The 21,416-nt window shown below is 62.2% G+C and carries 21 protein-coding genes; 15 read left to right on the plus strand and 6 right to left on the minus strand.

The window, feature by feature from the left end:
• Position 1 precedes the first annotated feature (1 nt).
• From D0B32_RS20655 to D0B32_RS20680, 6 genes are all read left to right on the plus strand, one after another.
• A complete protein-coding gene (locus tag D0B32_RS20655; RefSeq protein ID WP_117336129.1) occupies positions 2–1,489 on the plus strand; it encodes a sugar ABC transporter ATP-binding protein in 1,488 nt (495 codons plus the stop codon).
• The gene (locus D0B32_RS20660; protein WP_117336130.1) at positions 1,470–2,483 is read left to right on the plus strand and encodes an ABC transporter permease; all 1,014 of its coding nucleotides are present in this window, start codon (positions 1,470–1,472) and stop codon (positions 2,481–2,483) included. The genes D0B32_RS20655 and D0B32_RS20660 overlap by 20 nt, the downstream gene beginning before the upstream one ends.
• 176 nt (positions 2,484–2,659) lie before the next feature.
• On the plus strand, positions 2,660–3,622 hold the full coding sequence (locus D0B32_RS20665; protein WP_117336131.1) for a substrate-binding domain-containing protein: 963 nt from the start codon (positions 2,660–2,662) through the stop codon (positions 3,620–3,622).
• A 63-nt stretch (positions 3,623–3,685) separates the two neighbouring features.
• Complete coding sequence (locus D0B32_RS20670; protein ID WP_117336132.1) at positions 3,686–4,735, plus strand: sugar phosphate isomerase/epimerase; 1,050 nt, start codon at positions 3,686–3,688, stop codon at positions 4,733–4,735.
• A 108-nt stretch (positions 4,736–4,843) separates the two neighbouring features.
• Entirely contained in the window at positions 4,844–5,995 is a 1,152-nt protein-coding gene (locus D0B32_RS20675; protein ID WP_259295077.1) for a Gfo/Idh/MocA family protein, read from the plus strand.
• Between the two features lie 114 nt (positions 5,996–6,109).
• Positions 6,110–6,826, plus strand: coding sequence for an NAD(P)H-binding protein (locus D0B32_RS20680; RefSeq protein WP_117336134.1), 717 nt, complete (start codon positions 6,110–6,112; stop codon positions 6,824–6,826).
• Between the two features lie 56 nt (positions 6,827–6,882).
• Here the strand turns inward: D0B32_RS20680 and D0B32_RS20685 are convergent, their stop codons facing one another.
• Positions 6,883–7,140 (minus strand): hypothetical protein, encoded by a 258-nt coding sequence (locus D0B32_RS20685; protein WP_117336135.1) that lies wholly within the window; start codon positions 7,138–7,140, stop codon positions 6,883–6,885.
• 88 nt (positions 7,141–7,228) lie between these two features.
• Positions 7,229–8,170, minus strand: coding sequence for a CysB family HTH-type transcriptional regulator (locus D0B32_RS20690; RefSeq protein WP_117336136.1), 942 nt, complete (start codon positions 8,168–8,170; stop codon positions 7,229–7,231).
• A 221-nt stretch (positions 8,171–8,391) separates the two neighbouring features.
• On the opposite strand from D0B32_RS20690, the gene D0B32_RS20695 reads away from it, so the two are divergent.
• The 6 genes from D0B32_RS20695 (at position 8,392) to cobA (ending at position 14,643) form a co-directional block, all read left to right on the plus strand.
• Positions 8,392–10,071 (plus strand): nitrite/sulfite reductase, encoded by a 1,680-nt coding sequence (locus tag D0B32_RS20695; RefSeq protein WP_117336137.1) that lies wholly within the window; start codon positions 8,392–8,394, stop codon positions 10,069–10,071.
• Positions 10,072–10,094: 23 nt separating this feature from the next.
• Positions 10,095–10,655: a DUF934 domain-containing protein gene (locus D0B32_RS20700; RefSeq protein WP_117336138.1), complete on the plus strand. Its 561-nt coding sequence runs from the start codon at positions 10,095–10,097 to the stop codon at positions 10,653–10,655.
• Positions 10,652–11,392 carry a phosphoadenylyl-sulfate reductase gene (locus tag D0B32_RS20705; protein ID WP_117336139.1) on the plus strand — a complete coding sequence of 247 codons (741 nt, stop codon included), beginning with the start codon at positions 10,652–10,654 and terminating at the stop codon, positions 11,390–11,392. The genes D0B32_RS20700 and D0B32_RS20705 overlap by 4 nt, the downstream gene beginning before the upstream one ends.
• A gap of 79 nt (positions 11,393–11,471) precedes the next feature.
• Positions 11,472–12,434, plus strand: a complete 963-nt coding sequence (gene cysD / locus D0B32_RS20710) for a sulfate adenylyltransferase subunit CysD (protein WP_117336140.1) — start codon at positions 11,472–11,474, stop codon at positions 12,432–12,434.
• Between the two features lie 25 nt (positions 12,435–12,459).
• Positions 12,460–13,779 carry a sulfate adenylyltransferase subunit 1 gene (locus tag D0B32_RS20715; protein WP_117336141.1) on the plus strand — a complete coding sequence of 440 codons (1,320 nt, stop codon included), beginning with the start codon at positions 12,460–12,462 and terminating at the stop codon, positions 13,777–13,779.
• Between the two features lie 93 nt (positions 13,780–13,872).
• Positions 13,873–14,643 carry a uroporphyrinogen-III C-methyltransferase gene (cobA, locus tag D0B32_RS20720; protein WP_117336142.1) on the plus strand — a complete coding sequence of 257 codons (771 nt, stop codon included), beginning with the start codon at positions 13,873–13,875 and terminating at the stop codon, positions 14,641–14,643.
• 698 nt (positions 14,644–15,341) lie between these two features.
• Here the strand turns inward: cobA and D0B32_RS20725 are convergent.
• Genes D0B32_RS20725 through lptF form a run of 3 tightly spaced genes read right to left on the minus strand, consistent with a single transcriptional unit; the run spans position 15,342 to position 17,982 of the window.
• Complete coding sequence (locus D0B32_RS20725; protein WP_117336143.1) at positions 15,342–15,716, minus strand: sirohydrochlorin chelatase; 375 nt, start codon at positions 15,714–15,716, stop codon at positions 15,342–15,344.
• Positions 15,717–15,726: 10 nt separating this feature from the next.
• Positions 15,727–16,878, minus strand: coding sequence for an LPS export ABC transporter permease LptG (gene lptG / locus D0B32_RS20730; protein ID WP_117336144.1), 1,152 nt, complete (start codon positions 16,876–16,878; stop codon positions 15,727–15,729).
• 3 nt (positions 16,879–16,881) lie between these two features.
• Entirely contained in the window at positions 16,882–17,982 is a 1,101-nt protein-coding gene (lptF, locus tag D0B32_RS20735) for an LPS export ABC transporter permease LptF (protein WP_117336145.1), read from the minus strand.
• Between the two features lie 286 nt (positions 17,983–18,268).
• Between lptF and D0B32_RS20740 the strand changes: the two genes are divergently transcribed.
• From D0B32_RS20740 to D0B32_RS20750, 3 genes are all read left to right on the plus strand, one after another.
• Positions 18,269–19,801 carry a leucyl aminopeptidase gene (locus tag D0B32_RS20740; RefSeq protein ID WP_117336146.1) on the plus strand — a complete coding sequence of 511 codons (1,533 nt, stop codon included), beginning with the start codon at positions 18,269–18,271 and terminating at the stop codon, positions 19,799–19,801.
• Positions 19,802–19,925: 124 nt separating this feature from the next.
• Positions 19,926–20,342, plus strand: a complete 417-nt coding sequence (locus D0B32_RS20745; RefSeq protein ID WP_117336147.1) for a DNA polymerase III subunit chi — start codon at positions 19,926–19,928, stop codon at positions 20,340–20,342.
• Between the two features lie 76 nt (positions 20,343–20,418).
• The gene (locus D0B32_RS20750; RefSeq protein ID WP_259295078.1) at positions 20,419–20,973 is read left to right on the plus strand and encodes a DUF2486 family protein; all 555 of its coding nucleotides are present in this window, start codon (positions 20,419–20,421) and stop codon (positions 20,971–20,973) included.
• Here the strand turns inward: D0B32_RS20750 and D0B32_RS20755 are convergent.
• Entirely contained in the window at positions 20,960–21,286 is a 327-nt protein-coding gene (locus D0B32_RS20755) for a c-type cytochrome (protein ID WP_117336148.1), read from the minus strand. The two genes, D0B32_RS20750 and D0B32_RS20755, sit on opposite strands and share 14 nt — an antisense overlap.
• Between the last annotated feature and the right edge of the window lie 130 nt (positions 21,287–21,416).

Below are 21,416 nucleotides of genomic sequence, written 5' to 3' on the forward strand. Positions count from 1 at the left end.
GATGAGCCTCGCCGTGCGCTTCGACGACATCCGCAAAGACTTCGGCCCCGTGCGCGTGCTGCATGGCGTGAGCTTCGAGCTGGCGCCGGGCCGCATCTACGGCCTGCTCGGCGAGAACGGCGCGGGCAAATCGACGCTGATGAAAATCCTCTCCGGCTACGAGACGGCCACCACCGGCACGCTGCTGATCGACGGTCTCGCGCAGCAGTTCAGCAGTTCGCGCGACGCGGAAGCCGCTGGCATCGTGCTGATCCACCAGGAATTCAATCTGGCCGAGCATCTGACGATTGCCCAGAACATGTACCTCGGTCACGAGAAGCGCCGCGGCTGGCTGGTGGACGACGCCGCCATGCGCACCGAGGCAAAGCGCTACCTGGCGGCGGTGGGGCTCGCGAAGCCGCCCGACACCAAGGTGCGCGACCTGATCGTCGCCGAAAAGCAGATGGTGGAGATCGCCAAGGCGCTGTCGCGCCGCGCCCGGCTTTTGATTATGGACGAACCCACGGCGACGCTCACACCCTCCGAAACCGAACGTCTCTTCACGCTGATGAAAAGGCTGAAGGCGGAGGGCGTGACCATCATCTACATTTCGCACAAGCTCGACGAGGTCGAGCACATCACCGACGAAGTGATCGTGATGCGCGATGGCCGCTTCGTGGCGCGCGGCGAAACCGCGACCCTCGCGCGTCAGCAGATGGCCAACCTGATGGTGGGCCGCGACGTCTCCGACATGTTCCCCGACAAGATCACCGTCTCGCTCGACACGCCCATTGCGCTCAAGGTCGAAGGCCTCGTCGTGCCGGACTGGGTGGAGGATCTGAGCTTCGAGGTGCGCGCCGGTGAGGTGCTGGGTTTTGCCGGCCTCGTCGGCGCGGGCCGCACCGAGGCGTTCGAGGCGATCCTCGGCTTGCGACGCCGCACCGCAGGGCGCATCGAAATTGGCGGCCGTCCGGTGACCCTCAACAAGCCGCGCGATGCAATGCGTCACGGTCTCACGTATCTGAGCGAGGACCGCAAGGGCAAGGCGCTGCACGTGAACCTGAATCTGCAGGACAACCTCACGCTGATGACGCTCGAGCACTACACGCACCCGCTGCTCGATCTGAAGGCGGGGCGTGCGGCACTCACCCAGGCCGTGAGCGATTTCGGCATCCGTACCGGCGATCTGTCGAGCCGCGCGCGCATGCTCTCGGGCGGCAATCAGCAGAAACTGGCGCTCGCCAAATTCCTGCAGCCCAACCCCAACGTGATCGTGCTCGACGAACCGACGCGCGGCGTCGACGTCGGCTCGAAGCGCGACATCTACTTCCTGGTGCATCGTCTCGCCGCGCAAGGGCGGGCGGTGATTGTCATCTCATCCGAGCTGATCGAACTGATCGGGCTGTGCCATCGCGTTGCCGTGATGCGCGCGGGACGCCTGCAGGCGACGCTCGATCTCGATCACCTGACCGAAGAGGAGTTGATCGCACATGCGACCGGCACCCACTGAAGCTGCGCAATCCGGCCGCGCGATGCGTCTCGCGCACCATCTCTACGGGCTCGGTCCGCTCGCGGGGCTGGTGGTGCTGTGCATCGGCGGCACGCTGCTCAACCACGATTTCGCTACCGTCGACAACCTGATGAACGTGCTCACGCGCACGTCGTTCATCGGCATCATCGCGGTGGGCGAGACCTTCGTGATCATCTCGGGCGGCATCGATCTGTCGGTGGGGTCGATGGCCGCGTTGATCGCGGGCAGCATGATCTGGCTGATGAATGGACTGTCGGCGGGCGTCGGCGGCCATACGTTCGCGCCGTTGACCATCATCGCGCTCGGCATGGTGATCGCGCTGGTGCTCGGCGGACTGTTCGGCTGGGCGCACGGCCTCTTGATCACCAAAGGACGGATCGAGCCGTTCATCGTCACGCTGGGCACGCTCGGCATCTTTCGCGCGGTGCTGACGTGGCTCGCCGATGGCGGCGCGCTCACGCTCAACAACTCGCTGACCGATCTCTACGGTCCCGTCTATTACGCGAGTCTGCTCGGGGTGCCGGTGCCGATCTGGGTGTTTCTGGTGGTGGCCGCCGGCGGCGCGTTGATCCTCAATCGCACCGCTTTCGGACGCCACGTGCAGGCCATCGGCTCCAACGAACAGGTGGCGCGCTACGCGGCGATCCGGGTCGATACGGTGAAGATCGTCACCTACGTACTCCTTGGCATTTGCGTGGGTGTGGCGACGGTGCTGTACGTGCCGCGACTGGGATCGGCCACGCCCACTACGGGTCTGCTGTGGGAACTGGAGGCGATTGCGGCGGTGGTGGTCGGCGGCACCGCGCTCAAAGGCGGCGAGGGGCGCGTGATCGGCACAGTGATCGGCGCGATCCTGCTTTCGGTGATCGCCAACATCCTGAATCTGACCAGCATTATCAGCGTGTATCTGAACGCGGCGGTGCAGGGCGCGGTGATTATCGTCGTGGCGTTCTTGCAGCGCGGACGGCGGTAGTAGCGGTAATGACAGTAACGGCAGTAGCGGTGGTGCGTGGCGAAAGCGGTGAGCAAAGGCAGAGCAAGGCAGTTCAAAAATCCGGGGCGGGTTGAGCGCCTCATAAACGCAACGATGTTGCATGGGATTGGAGAAAGCGCTGAAGCGCCAACTCGGTTCGACAAAGGAGACACGACATGAAGCAGGTCATTCGAGCGATCAGCGCCGGCGTGCTGGCGTTGGGGATACTGGGCACAGCGGGCGCCGCGCGCGCCGACGACAAGGTGATTCTGGGCGTGGCGATTCCGACCGCCGATCACGGCTTTACGGGCGGCATCGACTGGTGGGCGAACAAGGCCAAGGAGGATATGGAGAAAGCGCACCCCGACCTGAAAGTGATCCTGAAGACCTCGGCAAGTGCGCCGGAACAGGCCAACCAGTTGCAGGACATGGTCACCGTCAACAAGATCAATGCACTGGTGATCTTCCCGCACGAATCGGCTTCGCTGACCCAGCCGGTCGCGCAGGTGAAGAAGAAGGGTATCTACGTGACGGTGGTGGATCGCGGCCTGACCGATACCAGCGCGCAGGATGCCTACGTGGCGGGTGACAACACCGCGTTTGGCCGGCTCGCGGGCGAGTACTTCTGCAAGTCGCTGGACGGCAAGGGTGACATCGTCGCCTTGCGCGGCATTCCGACCACGCTCGATAACGAGCGCTACAACGCGTTTTCAGCGGCGTTGAAGGCGTGTCCCGGCGTGAAGGTGCTCGACGCGAAGTACGCCAACTGGAACCGTGACGACGCCTTCAAGGTGATGCAGGACTATCTGACGCGCTTCAAGCACATCGACGCCGTGTGGTCTTCGGACGACGACATGTCCGTGGGCGTGCTGAAAGCCATCGACCAGGCCAAGCGTACCGACATCAAGGAAGTGCTGGGCGGCGCGGGTTCGAAAGAGATGATCAAGCGCGTGATGGATGGCGACAAGCTCATCAATGCCGACGTCACGTATTCGCCGAAGTTCATCTACGACGCCATCAAGCTCACCGCCGAAGCACGTCTGAAAGGCGAGAAGCTGCCGGCCACGACGATCGTGCCGTCGGTGCTCGTCACCAAGGAAAATGCCAAGGAGTACTACTTCCCCGATTCGCCGTTCTGACGTATGCGACAACGTCGCCCGTCTGACGGCGGGCGTCATTTCCTTTGAGCGAGGAGCAATACGATGAAGACCATCAAGGGGCCAGCCATCTATCTGGCTCAGTTCCTGGGCGACAAGGCGCCCTTCGACACGCTGGAAAACATGGCGACGTGGGCCGCAAGTCTGGGCTATGCGGGCATCCAGGTCCCGGTGGATTCGCGCTTGATCGACATTGAAAAGGCCGCGTCGAGCCAGACGTATTGCGACGAACTGCTCGGGACCGTGGCCGACGCGGGCGTGCAGATCACCGAACTGGCTTCGCATTTGCAGGGGCAACTGGTGGCCGTGCATCCGGCGTATGACGTGCTGTTCGACGGCTTCGCCGCGCCGCACGTGCGCGGCAATCCGCAGGCGCGCACGGAATGGGCCATCCAGCAGTTGAAGCTGTGCGCGCAGGCGTCGCGGCGGCTGGGGCTCGATACGCACGTGTCGTTTTCGGGCGCGCTGGCGTGGCCGTACGTGTATCCGTGGCCGCAGCGTCCGGCGGGTCTGGTTGAGACGGCGTTCGATGAACTCGCTCGCCGCTGGCGGCCGATTCTCGACGCGTTCGATGAAGCCGGCGTGGACGTGGCCTATGAACTGCACCCCGGCGAGGACCTGCACGACGGCGTGACGTTCGAGCGTTTTCTGGAAAGAGTGGACGGACATCGTCGCGCGAATATCCTTTTTGATCCGAGCCACTACGTGTTGCAGCAACTCGATTACCTGTCCTTTATCGACATCTATCACGAGCGCATCAAGGTCTTTCACGTGAAGGATGCGGAGTTTCGCCCGACTGGCAAGGCCGGGGTGTACGGCAGCTATAGCGGGTGGACCGAGCGCCCCGGACGCTTCCGTTCGCTGGGTGACGGGCAGATCGACTTTGGCGCGATCTTCTCGAAGATGGCGCAATACGATTTCCCGGGCTGGGCCGTGCTGGAATGGGAATGCGCGCTGAAGCATCCCGAGGACGGCGCACGTGAAGGCGCGGAATTCATTCGCCGTCACATCATTCGGGTCGCCGAACATGCGTTCGACGATTTCGCGGGCAGCGGCGCGGATACGGCACAACTCAAGCGGGTGCTGGGTATCTGAAGCCGGCGTGCTGAGCCATGCCGCGGGTGCGGTGGTGGGCACTGCCGTGGCCACCGCCTTGACCACCGTTGTGACCAGATCAAAGGTCTCATTTCAGGAGCATCTCCCATGACAAGAAAGTTAAGGCTAGGCATGGTGGGCGGCGGGCAGGGCGCGTTTATCGGCGCCGTGCACCGGATCGCCGCGCGCCTCGACGATCGCTTCGAAGTGGTGGCGGGCGCGTTGTCGTCGGATCCGCAGCGCGCGCAGGCGAGCGCGGCGGAAGCGGGCATTGCGCGCAGCTACGCCGACTGGCGCGAGATGGCGCAGGCGGAGGCCACCCGCAAGGACGACGGCATCGACGCCGTGGCCATCGTCACGCCGAACCATCTGCATGCGCCAGTGGCGACGGCCTTTCTCGAAGCGGGCATCCACGTGATCTGCGATAAACCGCTGGCGGTGTCGCTCGCGGAAGGACAGGCGCTGGCGAAGCTCGCGCGCGAGAAGAAAAAGCTTTTCGCATTGACGCATACCTATTCCGGCTATCCGATGGTGCGGCATGCGCGGGAACTGGTGGAGGCGGGTGAGTTGGGCGAGATCCGCGTGGTGCAGGTGGAGTATGCGCAGGACTGGCTGTCGGAACCGCTGGAGACGACCGGCACGAACAAACAGGCCGGCTGGCGCACCGATCCGAAGCTCGCGGGGCCCGCGGGCTGCCTCGGCGATATCGGCACCCATGCGTATCACCTCGCGGGATTCGTCACCGGCATGCTGCCCGAGACGCTCTCTGCCGAACTGCACACGTTCGTGCCGGGACGCCGCGTCGACGATCACATCCAGGCCATGCTCCGCTACAAAAACGGCGCGCGCGGCATGCTGTGGGCGAGCCAGGTGGCGAGCGGCGCGGAGAACGGGCTACGGCTGCGTGTGTACGGCACCAAGGCAGGCCTCATGTTCGATCAGGAGAATCCGAACGAACTGTGGTTCACGCCGCTCGGCGGCGCTGCGCAGCGTCTGACGCGCGGACGTGTGAAGAGCGCGGTCGCCGCGCATGCGACGCGTGTCCCGCCTGGGCATCCGGAAGGGTATCTGGAAGCGTTCGCACAGCTCTATACGGACGCTGCGTTGCAGATCGACGCGCTGGACGCGGGCCGCGCGCCACCGCCGGAAAGCCTGTTGCTCACCACCGTCGATGACGGTGTGGCCGGGCTGCATTTCATCGAAGCGGTGCTGGCGAGCAGCGCTGCGGACGGGGCGTATCGCGAGGTCAACGGCGGTTGACGGAGATTAACGGCACGAGCGTATGAGGGGGAAATGAGCGTCAAGCGGGAGGGTGCGGAACAAGTGTCCGAGGCGCGGTAAGATGCAACCGTGTTCATTCTGACGGATTCACGCATGTCGACCTCTCCCGTGCTCAGCCAGTCTCATGCCGTTCGCAAACAGACCGTCCTGCTGCTGGGCGGCACCGGTCTCGTGGGCAGTGCCTGCCTTCGCTTGCTTGCCCGTGACGACCGGGTGAGCGAGGTGCGCCAACTGGTGCGGCGTGCGTCAGGGGCCGCGGTGACGGGCAGCGTGGCCGGCACCGCCACCAACCGCGTCGTCGAACATGTGATCGACTATGACTGGCCCGACGCGGATGCCGAGGTGTTCGACGTGGACGCCGTGATCTGTGCACTGGGGACGACCATTCGCACGGCCGGTTCGCAGGCTGCGTTTCGCAAGGTGGATTACGAATATCCGCTGCGGATTGCGGGCATCGCACGGCGCCACGGGGCCGCGCATTTCGCGATCGTCACCGCGATCGGCGCCGATCCGCAGGCGCGCACCTTCTACAGCCGGGTCAAGGGCAATGTCGAAGAAGGGCTGAAAAAGCTCGACTATCCGACGCTGACCATCGTACGGCCCTCGTTTCTGATGGGCGAGCGCACCGAAAGCCGTCCGCTGGAAAGCGTGGCACGGCGCGTGGGACTGTATCTGCCGCTGAAGTGGCGCTCGGTGTCCGTCGAACGGGTGGCGCGGGCGCTGGTGACCGAAGTGTTGAGCGACGATACGCGCGGCGTGAACGTGATCGAGAACGACGCCTTGCATCGGGCGCCGCCGCTGTGCCGATAAGGCGCGGCGGACTATCAGGCTTTCACGCGGCCGGTTGCGCTGCTGGTGAGCGCTCGTCAGCTCCTGCTTTTCCTGATCTGCTCTTCGAACGCGAGGTCGAGCTTGCTGGCCTTGCGCGGCTTGGGCGGTCCGAAAGCGTCCACGAATTTGACGAAATCGTCGAGCGGCAACGGGTCCGAGACTTTCTTGTCCGCGCCGCCCGTCTTGTCGACCAGATAAAACAGACCGCCCGACAGACTGACTGCCGCGAACTGCGGATTGCCGCTGCGGGTCTTCAACCGTTCGACGGCGTGGATGGCTCGGGTGGTGCGCATGATAGGGACGGCTGCCGGGGGAAGGGGCATTTACTGTAGCAGGAATGATCCGCCCCAACCCAACTCAACCCAACCTGATCCCAACCCCTCAAAGCTCATAAGTCTCATGCTCACCCTTGAGCGCCTGCTCGATCAGCTTGCGGTTCATGCTCGGCGACAGCAATTCAACCAGCGTATACACATAGCTGCGCAGATACGCGCCCTGTTTCAGCGCGAGCCGCGTCACGTTGCTGCCGAACAGGTGGCCAACCGGCATGGCACGCAGATGGCGGTCGCGCTCGGCGTTGAAGGCGATATCGGCCATGATGCCCACGCCCAGGCCCAGTTCCACATACGTCTTGATCACGTCCGCATCAATGGCTTCGAGCACGATGTCCGGCGCAAGCCCGCGCAGCCGGAACGCCTCGTTGATCTTGCTGCGGCCGGCAAAGGCGTTGTCGTACGTAATCAGCGGGAATTGCGCCAGATCGTCGAGCGACAGTTGCTTGCGGTCCAGCAGCGGGTGATCCGGCTGCATCACCGCGAGATGATGCCAGCTGAAGCAGGGCAGCGAGATCAGTTCCTTATAGTTGGAGATGGCCTCGGTGGCGATCGCAATGTCCGCCTGATCGTGGATGACCATCTCGGCCACCTGCGTCGGGCTGCCTTGCAAGATGGAGAGGTGAACTTTTGGGAAACGCTTCTTGAATTCTGCGATAGCGGCCGGAAGTGAGTACCTTGCCTGCGTGTGCGTGGCGGCGATGATCAGGTTGCCCTGATCCTGGGCCGCGTAATCCTTACCGACCCGTTTCAGGCTCTCGACTTCCTGGAGGATCTTCTCCACGGAGGCGAGGATGATGCGCCCCGGCTCGGTCAGCGAACGGACCCGCTTGCCGTGCCGGGTAAAGATTTCGACGCCCAGCTCGTCTTCCAGCTCGATGATTGCCTTGGAGACGCCAGGCTGGCTCGTGTACAGCGCCTTGGCGGCTTCCGTGAGGTTGAAGTTCTGCCGTACGGCCTCGCGGACGAAGCGAAACTGGTGCAGATTCATATATAACCTCTTAGCATATAAAAAGAATTTTTTAGTCGTTTGAAATATAAAGGGAGTTTATTACGATTCCTTGATCTTTTTCAATATGGATATCTGTTTTTGTCATTAGGGAATGAGCAGGGGGTCTAAGCGATCCTGTTCAGACGCAACCCGAAAACAAGGACAGACCGTCTGCGCGACGTGTCGGAGCGCCGCGTGTTACGAAAACCTGGGGTCCCCGAATGTATCAATACGATCAGTACGACCAGACCATCGTTGACGAACGCGTCGCACAATACAGCGACCAGGTTCGTCGTCGGCTGTCGGGCGAATTGAGCGAAGAAGAGTTCCGTCCGCTGCGTCTGATGAACGGCCTCTACCTGCAACGCCATGCGTACATGCACCGCATCGCGATTCCGTACGGCAACCTGCGCAGCGACCAGATGCGCATGCTGGCGCGCATCGCCCGCGAGCACGACCGCGGCTATGGGCACTTCTCGACGCGCTCCAACATCCAGTACAACTGGATCAAGCTCGAAGAGACGCCGGAAATCCTCGCGAAGCTGGCCTCCGTGCAGATGCACGGCATCCAGACTTCGGGCAACTGTATTCGCAACATCACCGCTGACCAGTTCGCTGGCGTCGCACCTGACGAAGAAGTGGATCCGCGTCCTTGGGCGGAAATCCTGCGTCAATGGTCGACGTTCCATCCGGAATTCGCGTGGCTGCCGCGCAAGTTCAAGATCGCCGTGTCCGGCTCGAAGGAAGACCGCGCCGCCGTGCAGATCCACGATATGGGCGTGTACCTGCGCAAGAACGAGCAGGGCGAACTGGTGGCCGATATCCTGGCCGGTGGCGGCATGGGCCGCACGCCGATCATCGGCGCCATCATCCGTCGCGATCTGCCCTGGCAACATCTGTTGACCTACTGCGAAGCCGTGCTGCGTGTGTACAACCGCTACGGCCGCCGCGACAACATGTACAAGGCGCGCATCAAGATTCTCGTGAAGGCGCTGAGCCCGGAGAAATTCTCGGCGCAGGTCGAAGAAGAATGGCAGCACCTGAAAGACGGTCCGTCGACGCTCACGCAAACCGAAGTGGACCGCGTGTCGCAATACTTCCAGCCGCCCCAGTACGACAGGCTGCCGGACAACGAACCGTCGTTCGAGAAGCATCTGCTGGAAAACCGCGCGTTTGCCCGCTGGGTCGAGCGCAATGTGCGTCCGCACAAGGTGGCGGGTTATGCTTCCGTGACGCTGTCGCTGAAGCCCGCCACGATTGCTCCGGGCGACGCCACCGACACGCAGATGGAAGCCGTGGCCGACTGGGCCGACCAGTATTCGTACGGTGAGATTCGCGTCTCGCATGAACAGAATCTGATTCTGGCGAACGTCAAGAAGCGCGATCTGTTCGAACTGTGGGGCGAAGCCAAGGCGCAAGGTTTTGCGACGCCGAACATCGGCTTGCTGACCGACATCATTGCGTGCCCGGGCGGTGACTTCTGCTCGCTGGCCAATGCGAAGTCGATTCCGATTGCGCTCGCCATTCAGGAGCGTTTCAGCGATCTGGACTACGTGTACGACCTCGGCGACGTGTCGCTGAACATCTCGGGCTGTATCAATGCCTGCGGTCATCACCACGTCGGCAACATCGGCATTCTGGGCGTCGATAAGGACGGCTCGGAGTGGTATCAGGTGACGCTCGGCGGCGAGCAGGGTACGGGCGCCACGGGCGCGCACCTCGGCCGCGTGATCGGCCCGTCGTTCTCGGCGGAAGAAATGCCGGACGTGATGTCGAAGGTCATTGATACGTTCGTGGAAAACCGCTTCGAAGGCGAGCGCTTCATCGAAACGTACAACCGCATCGGCATCACCCCGTTCAAGGAACGCGTGTACGCCTCGCGTCAACCGGCTCACGCGTAACCGCGACAAAGGATACTGAACAGATGGCTTCTATCATCAAGAACCGCGCCGTTGTCAGCGATGACTGGACGGTGGTGCGCGCAGCGGAAGACGGCAGCCTGCCGGACGTGGCAGCGTTGCCGCAAGGCAAGCTGATCGTGCCGCTGACGTTGTGGCAGTCCGAACGTGAAGCATTGACGGCTACCCGTGGTGCCGCGGATATCGCGGTGTGGCTCGCGCCGGATAGCGAACCCGCGGATATTGTTAGCGACTTCGACAAGGTTGCGCTGATCGCCGTGGACTTTCCGGTGTTCCGCGACGGCCGTGGCTTCAGCATCGCGCGTCTGCTGCGCGAACGCTACGGCTACAAGGGCGAGATTCGCGCCATTGGCGACGTGATGCGCGATCAACTGCGCTTCATGTTCCGTTGCGGCTTCGATGCGTACGCAGTGCGTGCCGACCGGGACCCGCACGACGCACTGAAGGCGTTCGACGAATTCACCGTGCAGTATCAGGGCGCGTTCGACGATCCGTCGCCGCTGTTCCGTCATCGCGAAGCGGCTGCTGCTGCCACCGCCGCTGCATTGCAAAAGGCATCGGCATGAGTACCGCAACCGCTGTCACGCCGGAACTGACTGCCAAAATCGAGCGTCTAAACAGCTTGCTCGATTCGATCGCGGCGCGTCACGAGAACGTGAAGCTCGCGAGCAGTCTTGCAGCCGAAGACATGCTGCTCACGCACGCCATTCTGTCGCGCAACGTGAAGATCGGCATTTTCTCGCTGAACACGGGCCGTCTGCATGCGGAAACGCTCGGCATGCTGGATCGCGTGAAAGAGCGCTACGGCTACGAGATCGAACAGTTTCATCCGCAAGCCGCTGCGGTGGATGAGTATGTGGCGTCGAATGGTCTGAATGCGTTTTACGAAAGCGTCGATCTGCGCAAGCGCTGCTGCGAAATCCGCAAGGTCGAGCCGCTCAATCGCGCGCTTTCCGACGTGAGCGCCTGGGTGACCGGGCAGCGTCGCGAGCAGTCGGTGACGCGTGCCGAGTTGCACGAGGAAGAGCACGACGCCGCGCGCAACATCGCCAAGTTCAATCCGTTGACGGACTGGACCGAAACGGACGTGTGGGCGTATCTGAACGCTTTCGACGTGCCGGTCAATCCGCTGCATGCACGCGGCTATCCGAGCATTGGCTGCGAGCCGTGCACGCGCGCCATTCGTCCTGGCGAAGATAGCCGGGCCGGGCGCTGGTGGTGGGAGTCGCGCGATACGAAGGAATGCGGCTTGCACATCACCACGATTCCGATTGCAGTTATCAGCGAAAACGCTTCGGCCTGAGCGCCGTCGCCGATTCCGAGAGATTATTTACGTGACGCGAGATACCGCTCGCGATGCGAATCAAAGAAGGATGCAGAACATGAGCACCACGCTCGATTCCACTGTCAACGCACCGCTTACCAATACGGCAAACCGGATGGATCACCTCGACTGGCTCGAAGCAGAATCGATTCACATCCTGCGTGAACTGGTTGCGGAGTGCAGCAAACCCGCGCTGCTGTTTTCGGGCGGCAAGGACTCGGTCGTCGTGCTGCATCTGGCGTTGAAAGCGTTTGGTCTCGGCGCGAATCGCAAGACCGTGCTGCCGTTCCCGCTGGTGCACATCGACACGGGCCACAACTACGATGAAGTGATCGACTTCCGCGATCGCCGTGCCAAGGAAATCGGCGCGGAACTGGTGGTGGGTCACGTCGAAGATTCGATCAAGCGTGGCACGGTGCGTCTGCGCCGCGAAACGGATTCGCGTAACGCCGCGCAAGCCGTGACGCTGCTCGAAACCATCGCGGAACACGAGTTCACCGCGTTGATTGGCGGTGCGCGCCGCGACGAAGAAAAGGCCCGCGCCAAAGAGCGGATCTTCTCGTTCCGCGACGAGTTCGGTCAGTGGGACCCCAAGGCCCAGCGTCCGGAACTGTGGAGCCTGTATAACGCGCGTCTGCACAACGGCGAACACCTGCGCGTGTTCCCGATCTCCAACTGGACCGAGCTGGACGTGTGGCAATACATTGCCCGCGAACAACTCGAACTGCCGTCCATCTACTACGCGCATCAACGCGAGATCGTGCGCCGCAACGGCCTGCTGGTGCCGGTCACGCCGCTCACGCCGATGCGTGAAGGCGAGACCAGCGAAACCGCGCTGGTGCGTTTCCGTACCGTGGGCGATATCAGCTGCACGTGCCCGGTGGAAAGCGATGCGGACGATCTGGAGAAGATCATCGCCGAAACGGCCGTGACCGAAATCACGGAACGCGGCGCGACGCGGATGGACGATCAGGTCTCCGAAGCCGCGATGGAACAGCGTAAGAAGCAAGGTTATTTCTAAGCACACGAACGAGGGCAAGACAATCATGAGCGGTATTCACCAACCAGAAGACCTCGGCGTGCTGCGTTTCATTACTGCGGGTAGCGTCGACGATGGCAAAAGCACGTTGATCGGACGTCTGCTGTACGACAGCAAGGCTGTGCTTTCAGATCAACTCTCGGCGCTGTCGCGCGCGAAGAACAAGCGCACGGTGGGCGACGAGATCGACCTGTCGCTGCTGACGGATGGCCTCGAAGCAGAGCGCGAGCAAGGCATCACGATCGACGTGGCGTACCGTTACTTCGCCACCGCCAAGCGCAAGTTCATCATTGCCGACACGCCGGGTCACGAGCAATACACGCGCAACATGGTGACGGGCGCGTCGACCGCGCACGCGGCGATCATCCTGGTCGACGCCACGCGCGTGACCTTCGACGAGAAGGGCGTTGCGCAACTGCTGCCGCAGACCAAGCGTCATAGCGCGATCGTCAAGCTGCTCGGCCTGCAACATGCCATCGTGGCGATCAACAAGATGGATCTGGTCGACTACAGCGAAACGCGCTTCAACGAGATTCGCGATGCGTATGTCGAACTCGCGCGTCAACTGGGTTTGAACGACGTGCGCTTCGTGCCGGTGTCGGCGCTGAAGGGCGACAACATCGTGACGGCCAGCGAAAGCATGCCGTGGTACGCCGGCGAGCCGCTGCTCGATCTGCTCGAAGCATTGCCGGTGGAGATTCCGACGGGCCAGGCGCTGCGTTTCCCGGTGCAATGGGTCGCGCGTCAGGATGGCAGCCAGGCCGACGATTTCCGCGGCTACATGGGCCGTATCGAAGCGGGCGAAGTGAAAGTGGGCGACACGATCGTCGTGCTACCGGCCAATCGTGAAGCGACGGTTGCGGAGATCATCGCGCCGGTGCCGGGTGGCACATCGCAGGTGGACCGCGCGTTTGCTGGTCAGACGGTGACGATCCGTCTGGCGGAAGACGTGGACGTGTCGCGCGGCGATACGTTCGTGCTGCGCCCGCAAGCACCGGAACCGGCGAAGAAGCTCGAAGCCGACCTGTGCTGGTTCGACGACACGCCGCTCTCGACGCAGCGCAAGTATCTGCTGAAGCAGACCACCAACACGGTGTTTGCGCGCATTGGCGCGATCAAGCAGGTGCTGGACGTGCATACGCTCTCGCACGCCACGGATCGCCATGACCTGACGATGAACGACATTGGGCGCGTGGCGCTGACGCTGCAAAAGCCGCTGGTGTGCGATGTGTACGATTCGCATCAGGGCACGGGCGCGTTCGTGCTGATCGACGAAGCCACGCATCACACCGTGGCAGCCGGCATGATTCGTGCATTTTCTGCCTGAGTTAATGCAGCATTAATCCTGAGTGATTCATTGGATGGGCGGCCGCTCGTGGCGGGAGATTGCGCGCGAAGCGGACGACCGGGGTCGAGGCATATGGGTAAGGTGTATCTGATCGGTGCAGGGCCGGGGGCAGCGGATCTCATCACGGTGCGTGGCGCACGGCTGCTGGGCATGGCGGATGTGGTGCTGCACGACGCGCTGGTCGAGCCCGCGATGCTCGACTATGCGCCTGCGCATGCACGCAGGATAGCGGTGGGCAAGCGCTGCGGGCAACGCTCGACGGCGCAGCAGTTCATCAACAAGCAGATCGTGGATGCGGCGCAGGAACATGCCGTGGTGGTGCGTCTGAAGGGTGGGGACCCGATGCTGTTCGGACGCGCCGATGAAGAGATGCGAGCGCTGGAAGCGGCAGGTATCGAGTATGAGGTGGTGCCGGGCATCACGGCGGCGCTGGCGAGTGCCGCGTCGCTGCGTCGCTCGTTGACCTTGCGAGGGGTGTCACGCAGTGTGGCGCTGGCGACCCATAGCCGGGCGGCGGATACCGAAGCGATTCGGGAGCAGGTTAACGCGGATTCGCTGGTGTTCTACATGGGGCGGGATAGTGGGCCTGAGATTGCTCAGGAGCTCATTGCCGCAGGGCGGAGTGGGGCTACTCCCGTGGCGATCGTTGAGGCGTGTAGTACGCCTCGGGAGCGGTGTTTGACTTTGACGTTGTCCGGGTTGGCTGCTGGTGACGCGCAGGAGTGGCTTGATGCTTTGCAGCCTAGTCTTCTTATGATTGGGGAGGCTTTTGCTGAGAGAGGTTCTTCTTTATCGTCGTCTTCTGATCTTTCTTCTGTTGAAGGGTTGTTGAGCGCGGCTTAAGCTTTTTTGCTTGCGGCGCTTGTTTGGTCGTTGGTCTCTTTGGTGCTTCGGCCTTTCCTTGTTTTCTTGTCGGTCTATTTGCGTTGCCCCTGTGCGGGGCAGCACCTACTTTTCTTTGCCGCCGCAAAGAAAAGTAGGCAAAAGAAAGCGGGCTCAAACCGCCAGCTTTTAGGTGTCTCCCTCGCAATTCTCGACGCATTGGTCCGAGACGAGACCTTCCCCCGCAATTCCCCCCTCCGTGACACAGCGCTCATCCATCCCACTCCGCACTCCGCGCGTCGTGGTCGGGTTTGCTTGGGAAAGCCAAGGTGCGCGGAGGGCGTGCCTTCCCTCGGCGTTGCTAAATGTACGCGAGCTGATTGTTTAGTTTGGATGCCGAAGTTTCGAGCGAACAGCCAACGCGACCAGGGGGAGTTATGCCTGTCGGCGGGGCGCGGAGCGCGACGCTGGAGCGGATGACAGCTGGGTCACGAAGGGTGGAACTGCGAGGGATGATCTCGTCTCGGACCAATGCCGCGGAAGCGGCGAGGTGGACACCTACGAGCTAGCGGTTTGAGCCCGCTTTCTTTTGCTTACTTTTCTTTGCGGCCGGCAAAGAAAAGTGAGTGCCGCCCCGCACAGGGGCAACGCAAATAAACCAATAAGAAATCAAGGAAAGGCCAAAACAGCGCCGCAGGCAAAAACGAAAAACCAAAACCTTAAATCACCTGCCGAATGCAAAAAGCCGCCACCGCATCAAGAACAGAATCATCTTCGCCAACGGCAGTAACACACCGAATATCCACGCCAGGATGAGCAGATCGACAAACATCGATCACCGCAGGCAAATCCCGCCTCACATGCCCGCCTTGCCCAAAAAAAACCGGCACAACCGTAACAACACCACACCCAGCGGCCACCTGCGTGGCAACCGCAGCCGGCAAATCCGGCTCCATCAACTCAAGAAACGCTAACGAGACCGGCCCAGCGGCGCCATGAGCCACCCGCAGCTTGTCGGCCAGCCGCGCGAACGGCTCTGCCCACCGGGCATCCCGCGCGCCATGACCAAACAGCACAATGCCATGCAAGGCCATAAACCCACCCCTAATGCCGGTCCACCCACTTCAGGCCAACCAGCCCTAATACCAGATACAGCAACCCCGGCGTCGCTGCGGTCAAAGGCGCCGGCCAGGTATTCAACATCCCCATGTGCGAGAACAAGGTATTGAAGAGCTGAAAGCTCATACCCAACATGATCCCGCCAAATACCTTCACACCCACCACACCCGCGCGCGTATGCAGATACGCAAACGGCAACGACAGCACCAGCATCACCAGCACCGCAAACGGATACAGCAGCTTGCGCCACAGCGCAATTTCATAGCGCTGTGTGTCCTGATGGTTCTGCTGCAAATGCTGGATGTAGCGGAACAGGTTGAACATCGACATATTGTCCGGCGACACCAGCAGCACCGACAGAATCTGCGGCGTCAATTCCGAGCGCAATGAATATTCAGGGACGGTGGTCTGGCTCGCGCGGTAGACCGGATTCAGCGCATCGGTCGGCTTGCCCGGCACCGGCGGTGCCACGTCGATCAATTGCGTGTCCGTCACGTCCTTCAGCAACCAGTGGCCCGGCGGCTGGTAGCGGCCGCTCTGCGCAATCCGCACGTTCGACAGGCGGAACTTCGAGTCGAATTCGTAGATGCGCACTTCCGTAATCGACGCGTCCGGCAGCAACTTGCCCACGTTCACGAAGCGTGTGACCTGCTCGCCGTCCGCTCGCGCGGTCAGCGTGTCCTTCACCCATACGCCGGATTCGAAGTTGGTGGACACCGCCGAGCCCAATGCTTCGAGCCGTACCCGCTCCGAGAGTTGATCCGTGTACGGGCCGATCACTTCGCCGATCACATACGTGAGGAACACCAGCGGAATGCCAATCTTCAACAGCGAACGCAGCGCCTGATTGGTCGCGAGACCCGACACGCGGAAAATCGTGTACTCGGAATTCGCGGCCATCTGCGCAAACACATAGATCGCGGCAATCAAGGCCGCCACCGGAATGATTTCGTAGAAGCGCGACGGCGTTTGCAGGGCGACCCGCAACACGGCGTACTGGAATTTGTAGTTACCGTGGCCAACCGAGTTCAGTTCGTTGATCAGATCGAAAAAGAAGAACAGGCCCGAGAACGCGAACAGGATGAAGATGAACGAGAGGTAGACCTGACGCGCGAAGTACTTTTCATAGATGCGCATCGATCAGGCTCCCTGCGACGAACGTCGGAAGGTCGCCCGGCTGATCAGCGGACGATTGCGCACGCGCAGCCAGAAGATGAACGCCACGATCGCGAACACGATGATGTGCAGCCCCACGAGCCCCACCGGAAACGACAGCTTGCCCTGCTCGATCCACGACTGCACCACGTTCAACAGATTCGAATACGTCAGATAAATGAGCACTGCCATCACCAGATTGATGGTGCGGCTGCGCCGCGGATTCTGGTGAGCCAGCGGGATGGCCAGCAGCATCAGGTTGATGGCGATCAGCGGCAGCCCGGCGCGCCAGGCGAACTCGGCCAGATTGTCGCGCGTTGGGTTGCGGAACAGGTCGAGCGTGGGCGTGCCTGTGGTGGTCGGACTGTTGACCACCGGCTGACTCTGGATCTTCACGCCATAGCGTTCGAATTCCATGATCCGGAAATCGGGCTTGCCCGGCTCGCCGTCATAACGGCGGCCATTTTCGAGCACCACGAAGCGGTCGCCGTTCTTTTGCGTTTCGGTGTGGCCGGTCTTCGAGACCACCACGTTGACCTTGCCGTTCTCGGTGCTCGTGACGAACACGTTCTCGACGTGCGCCTGATCCGGCGTCATCTTTTCGATGAAGAACACGCGATGGCTCACCGCCGATTCGCGGAACTGCCCCGGCGCCAGCAGCGAGACCTCGTCGCGCTGCTGGAAGCGCGCGCGGATCAACTTGCTCTGCTGGTTCGACCACGGCCAGCCGACGAACACGAAGAACATGATGAGAATGATGATGGGTGTCGCGAACACGGCGATGGGCCGGATGAAGCGCGTGAGGCTCACGCCCGAGGCGAGCCAGACCACCATTTCGGAGTCTTTGTACCAGCGTGTGAGGACGAACAGGATGGACACGAACAGGGTCGCGACCAGCATGATGGCCAGATAGCCGATCACGGTCAGGCCGATCAGGACCAGCACGTCGCGCGGATCGATCTCACCGGAAGCGGCGAAGCCGACGATCCGGATCATCATCGTCGTCAGCACGAGCGTGAGGAGAACCATGAACACGGCGCCCGCCGTGTACGCGAGTTCGCGCTGGAGAGAGCGTTCAAAAATCATTATTGGTGAAGAGCTGCGTGCCTAGAGAGTGTCCCCAACCTGCCGCGTTGCGCGAGGCCCCTCAGAGGGGCAATTCCCATTCCCGATCCCACGAGGGGACTTGCTTCGGGGCGGAGGACTTCCATCAGCGCGGGGACGTCCTGCAGGGCGGAAAATTTTGGGCGGCCCGGCGTGTTACAGAAGGCCCGGTCGTTCTCGTTCAACCTGCCGTGCTACCGCCGCGGGAAAAATAGCGGATAATTGCGGCTTTCATCCTAAGCCCAGATTTTATCCGAGGACAAGCGCGATGGACTTTAGCATAAAAGCCTGTGATTGGAGCAAAGGCTCGTCAAACGGGTTCCTGACTGGAAAGTCCGATTGCATCGTGATCGGCATCTTCGAGTCACAAACGCTGTCGGGTGCCGCACTGGAGATCGATGCGGCCACCAAGGGTCTCCTGACCCGCATCATCAAAGCCGGTGACATGGACGGCAAGAGCGGCACCACGTTGTTCCTGCACGAAGTGTCCGGCATCGGCGCTTCACGTGTCCTGCTGGTAGGCCTCGGCAAGCAGGACGCTTTCAACCAGAAAGCCTACGGCGACGCCGTGCGGGCCGCGTGGCGCGCACTGCTCGGCACCAAGGTGGTCCAGGTCACGTTCACGCTGGCCCAGCTGCCCATCCTCGAACGTTCGGCCGACTGGGCCGTGCGTGCAGCCATCGTCGCATTGCGTGAGCTGACCTACCGCTTCACGCAGATGAAGAGCAAGCCGGACACCACGCCGCGCGCGCTCAAGCGCATTGTGTTCAGCGTCGACAGCGCGGATGAAAAGGCCGCCAAGCTGGCAGCCAAACAGGGCGCGGCACTCGCCAACGGTATGGATCTGACGCGCGACCTGGGCAACTTGCCGGGCAACGTCTGCACCCCCACGTATCTCGCCAACACCGCGAAGAAGCTCGCCAAAGACTGGAAGCTGAAGGTCGAAGTGCTGGGCCAGAAGCAGCTCGAAGCGTTGAAGATGGGCTCGTTCCTGTCGGTCACGCGTGGCTCGGTCGAACCGCCGCAATTCATCGTGCTGCAGTACCAGGGCGCGGCCGCCAAGGCTGCTCCGGTGGTGCTGGTCGGCAAGGGCATCACGTTCGACACCGGCGGCATTTCGTTGAAGCCGGGCGAAGGCATGGACGAGATGAAGTACGACATGCTCGGCGCGGGTTCGGTGCTCGGCACGATGCGCGCGGTCGCGGAAATGGGCCTGAAGATCAACCTCGTGGTGATCGTGCCGACCTGCGAGAACATGCCGTCCGGCACTGCCACCAAGCCGGGCGACATCGTCACCAGCATGAAGGGCCTGACGATCGAAGTGCTGAACACGGACGCCGAAGGCCGTCTGATCCTGTGCGACGCGCTGACCTATGCAGAGCGTTTCAAACCCGCGGCAGTGATCGACGTGGCCACGCTTACGGGCGCCTGCGTGATCGCGCTCGGCCATCACAACAGTGGCCTGTTCGCGAAGGACGACGCGCTGGCGGGCGAACTGCTCGACGCGGCACGCGAGGCATCGGATCCGGCATGGCGCATGCCGCTCGACGACGAGTACCACGACCTGCTGAAGTCGAACTTCGCGGACCTCGCCAACATCGGCGGCCGTCCGGGCGGCAGCATCACGGCGGCGTGCTTCCTGTCGCGCTTCACCGAAGCCTATCCGTGGGCTCACCTCGACATCGCCGGTACGGCATGGAAGAGCGGCGCGGCGAAGGGCGCAACGGGCCGTCCGGTGCCGCTGCTGTCGCAGTTCCTGATTGACCGGGCTGCCGGTGCCGCCGACGGTCGCGCTGCATAATGACCCGAAGCAGTACCTGCGGGCGCGACACTGCGCCCCTCAGTCTGACTGGAAAGACGCCCGGCCATGCACGCCTCAGTAAGGTTTTGAGTGCGCACATGACCGGGCGGCAGCGGAGTTGCCGATGACGAGAATCGATTTCCACTCGAACGTCGGCGATTCGCTGTTGTACGCCTGCCGGCTGGTTCGCAAAGCCTATCTTGCTGGCCAGCCCACCATCGTGCTGGCCGAGCCGCCGCGGCTGCGCGCGTTCGACGAGCAGCTCTGGACGTTTTCTCCGCTCGACTTCGTGCCGCACTGCATGGCGGACAGCGCGCTCGCCGCGCAAACTCCCATCGTGCTGGCCACGAACCTCGACCATGTGCCGCACTATCAAGTGCTGCTGAATCTGGGCGCCGAGGTGCCGGCGCAGTTCGCGCGCTTCGAAAGATTGCTGGAAGTGGTCGGTAACGCACACGACGAGCTGAATGCTGGCCGCGAACGCTACCGTTTCTACCGCGATCGCGGCTATGCTTTGAACAACTACAAACAGGGCGGATAAAGTTGCGGGGTCGCCGCGGGTGTTACCCGGTGCGTCAACGGCGGCTCAACGCCCGCTTCATCGACGGAGGCTAACCGTGCCCGATACATCCGATTCAACGCTGGATAACTCGATCCCGGTTTTGCAGGAAGTACTCGTGCCGGGCCATCCCACGCATGCCCGCGCAACCCCGGCGGCGGCTCCGTCTGCGGTTCCACCGGCGGCTCCGGCCACGGGCGCCGAACCGGCAGATGGCGTCACCGTCCACTCCGTCACCGCCGCCCAGATCGAAGCCTTCGAGTTGTCCGAGCCGCCCGCGCCGTTCGAGTTGCCCGAGGTGCCGGAACCGTTCGAACCCAGCTCCGCATTTCACTTTGCACGGGCGTCGTCAGCGGCAACGCCGAGTCTCGATGCGGATGTGATCGCCGACCGCCTGCGTGGACGGTTTGCCAGTTATCTGACGGGTGAAGGGCGCGCCGTGATCGAAGCACGCTGCCGTGATGCGTTGCAGGATCACACGACGTGGCTAGTGAGCCAGATTACGCGCGAGGTCGCACTCGCGCTCGAAACGGAAATGACCGGCTGGGTGCGGGAAGCCGTTGAAGAAGAGTTGGCGCGCCGTTCGAACGACGCCGGTCTCACTTCAAAGTGAGAATCCAGCCGGCTAGGGTGGTTGCCTGGTCCGGCGTGAGTTGCGTATTGGCGGGCATTGGCACCACGCCCCACACGCCGGTGCTGCCGTCGATGATCTTGTGCGCCAGATAGGTAGCCGCATCGGGCCGCGCCCCATACTTCGCGGCCACTTCACGCAGCGCCGGTCCCATGAACTGGCGGCTCACCGAATGACAACTCATGCAGTTCTGCTGCTGGGCAAGCTGCAGCCCCGGCGCTGACTCTGCCTGCGCGGGGCCGCTGATCGCCAAGGCACCCGCCAGGGCGAGTGCTGCACACGATGCTGATTTCATGTTGGTCTCCGCCGGGGCTCGTGCCCGACTCGTGGTGGACGCATTATAAAAGGAAAGGGGCGCACGGTTTTCCGTGCGCCCCTTTGCGCTTGTTGCCGTCCTATACCGCCGTCATCAGGTGAGCCAACCT

The sequence above is a fragment of the Paraburkholderia sp. DHOC27 genome, from assembly GCF_003429005.1.
Classification (GTDB): domain Bacteria; phylum Pseudomonadota; class Gammaproteobacteria; order Burkholderiales; family Burkholderiaceae; genus Paraburkholderia.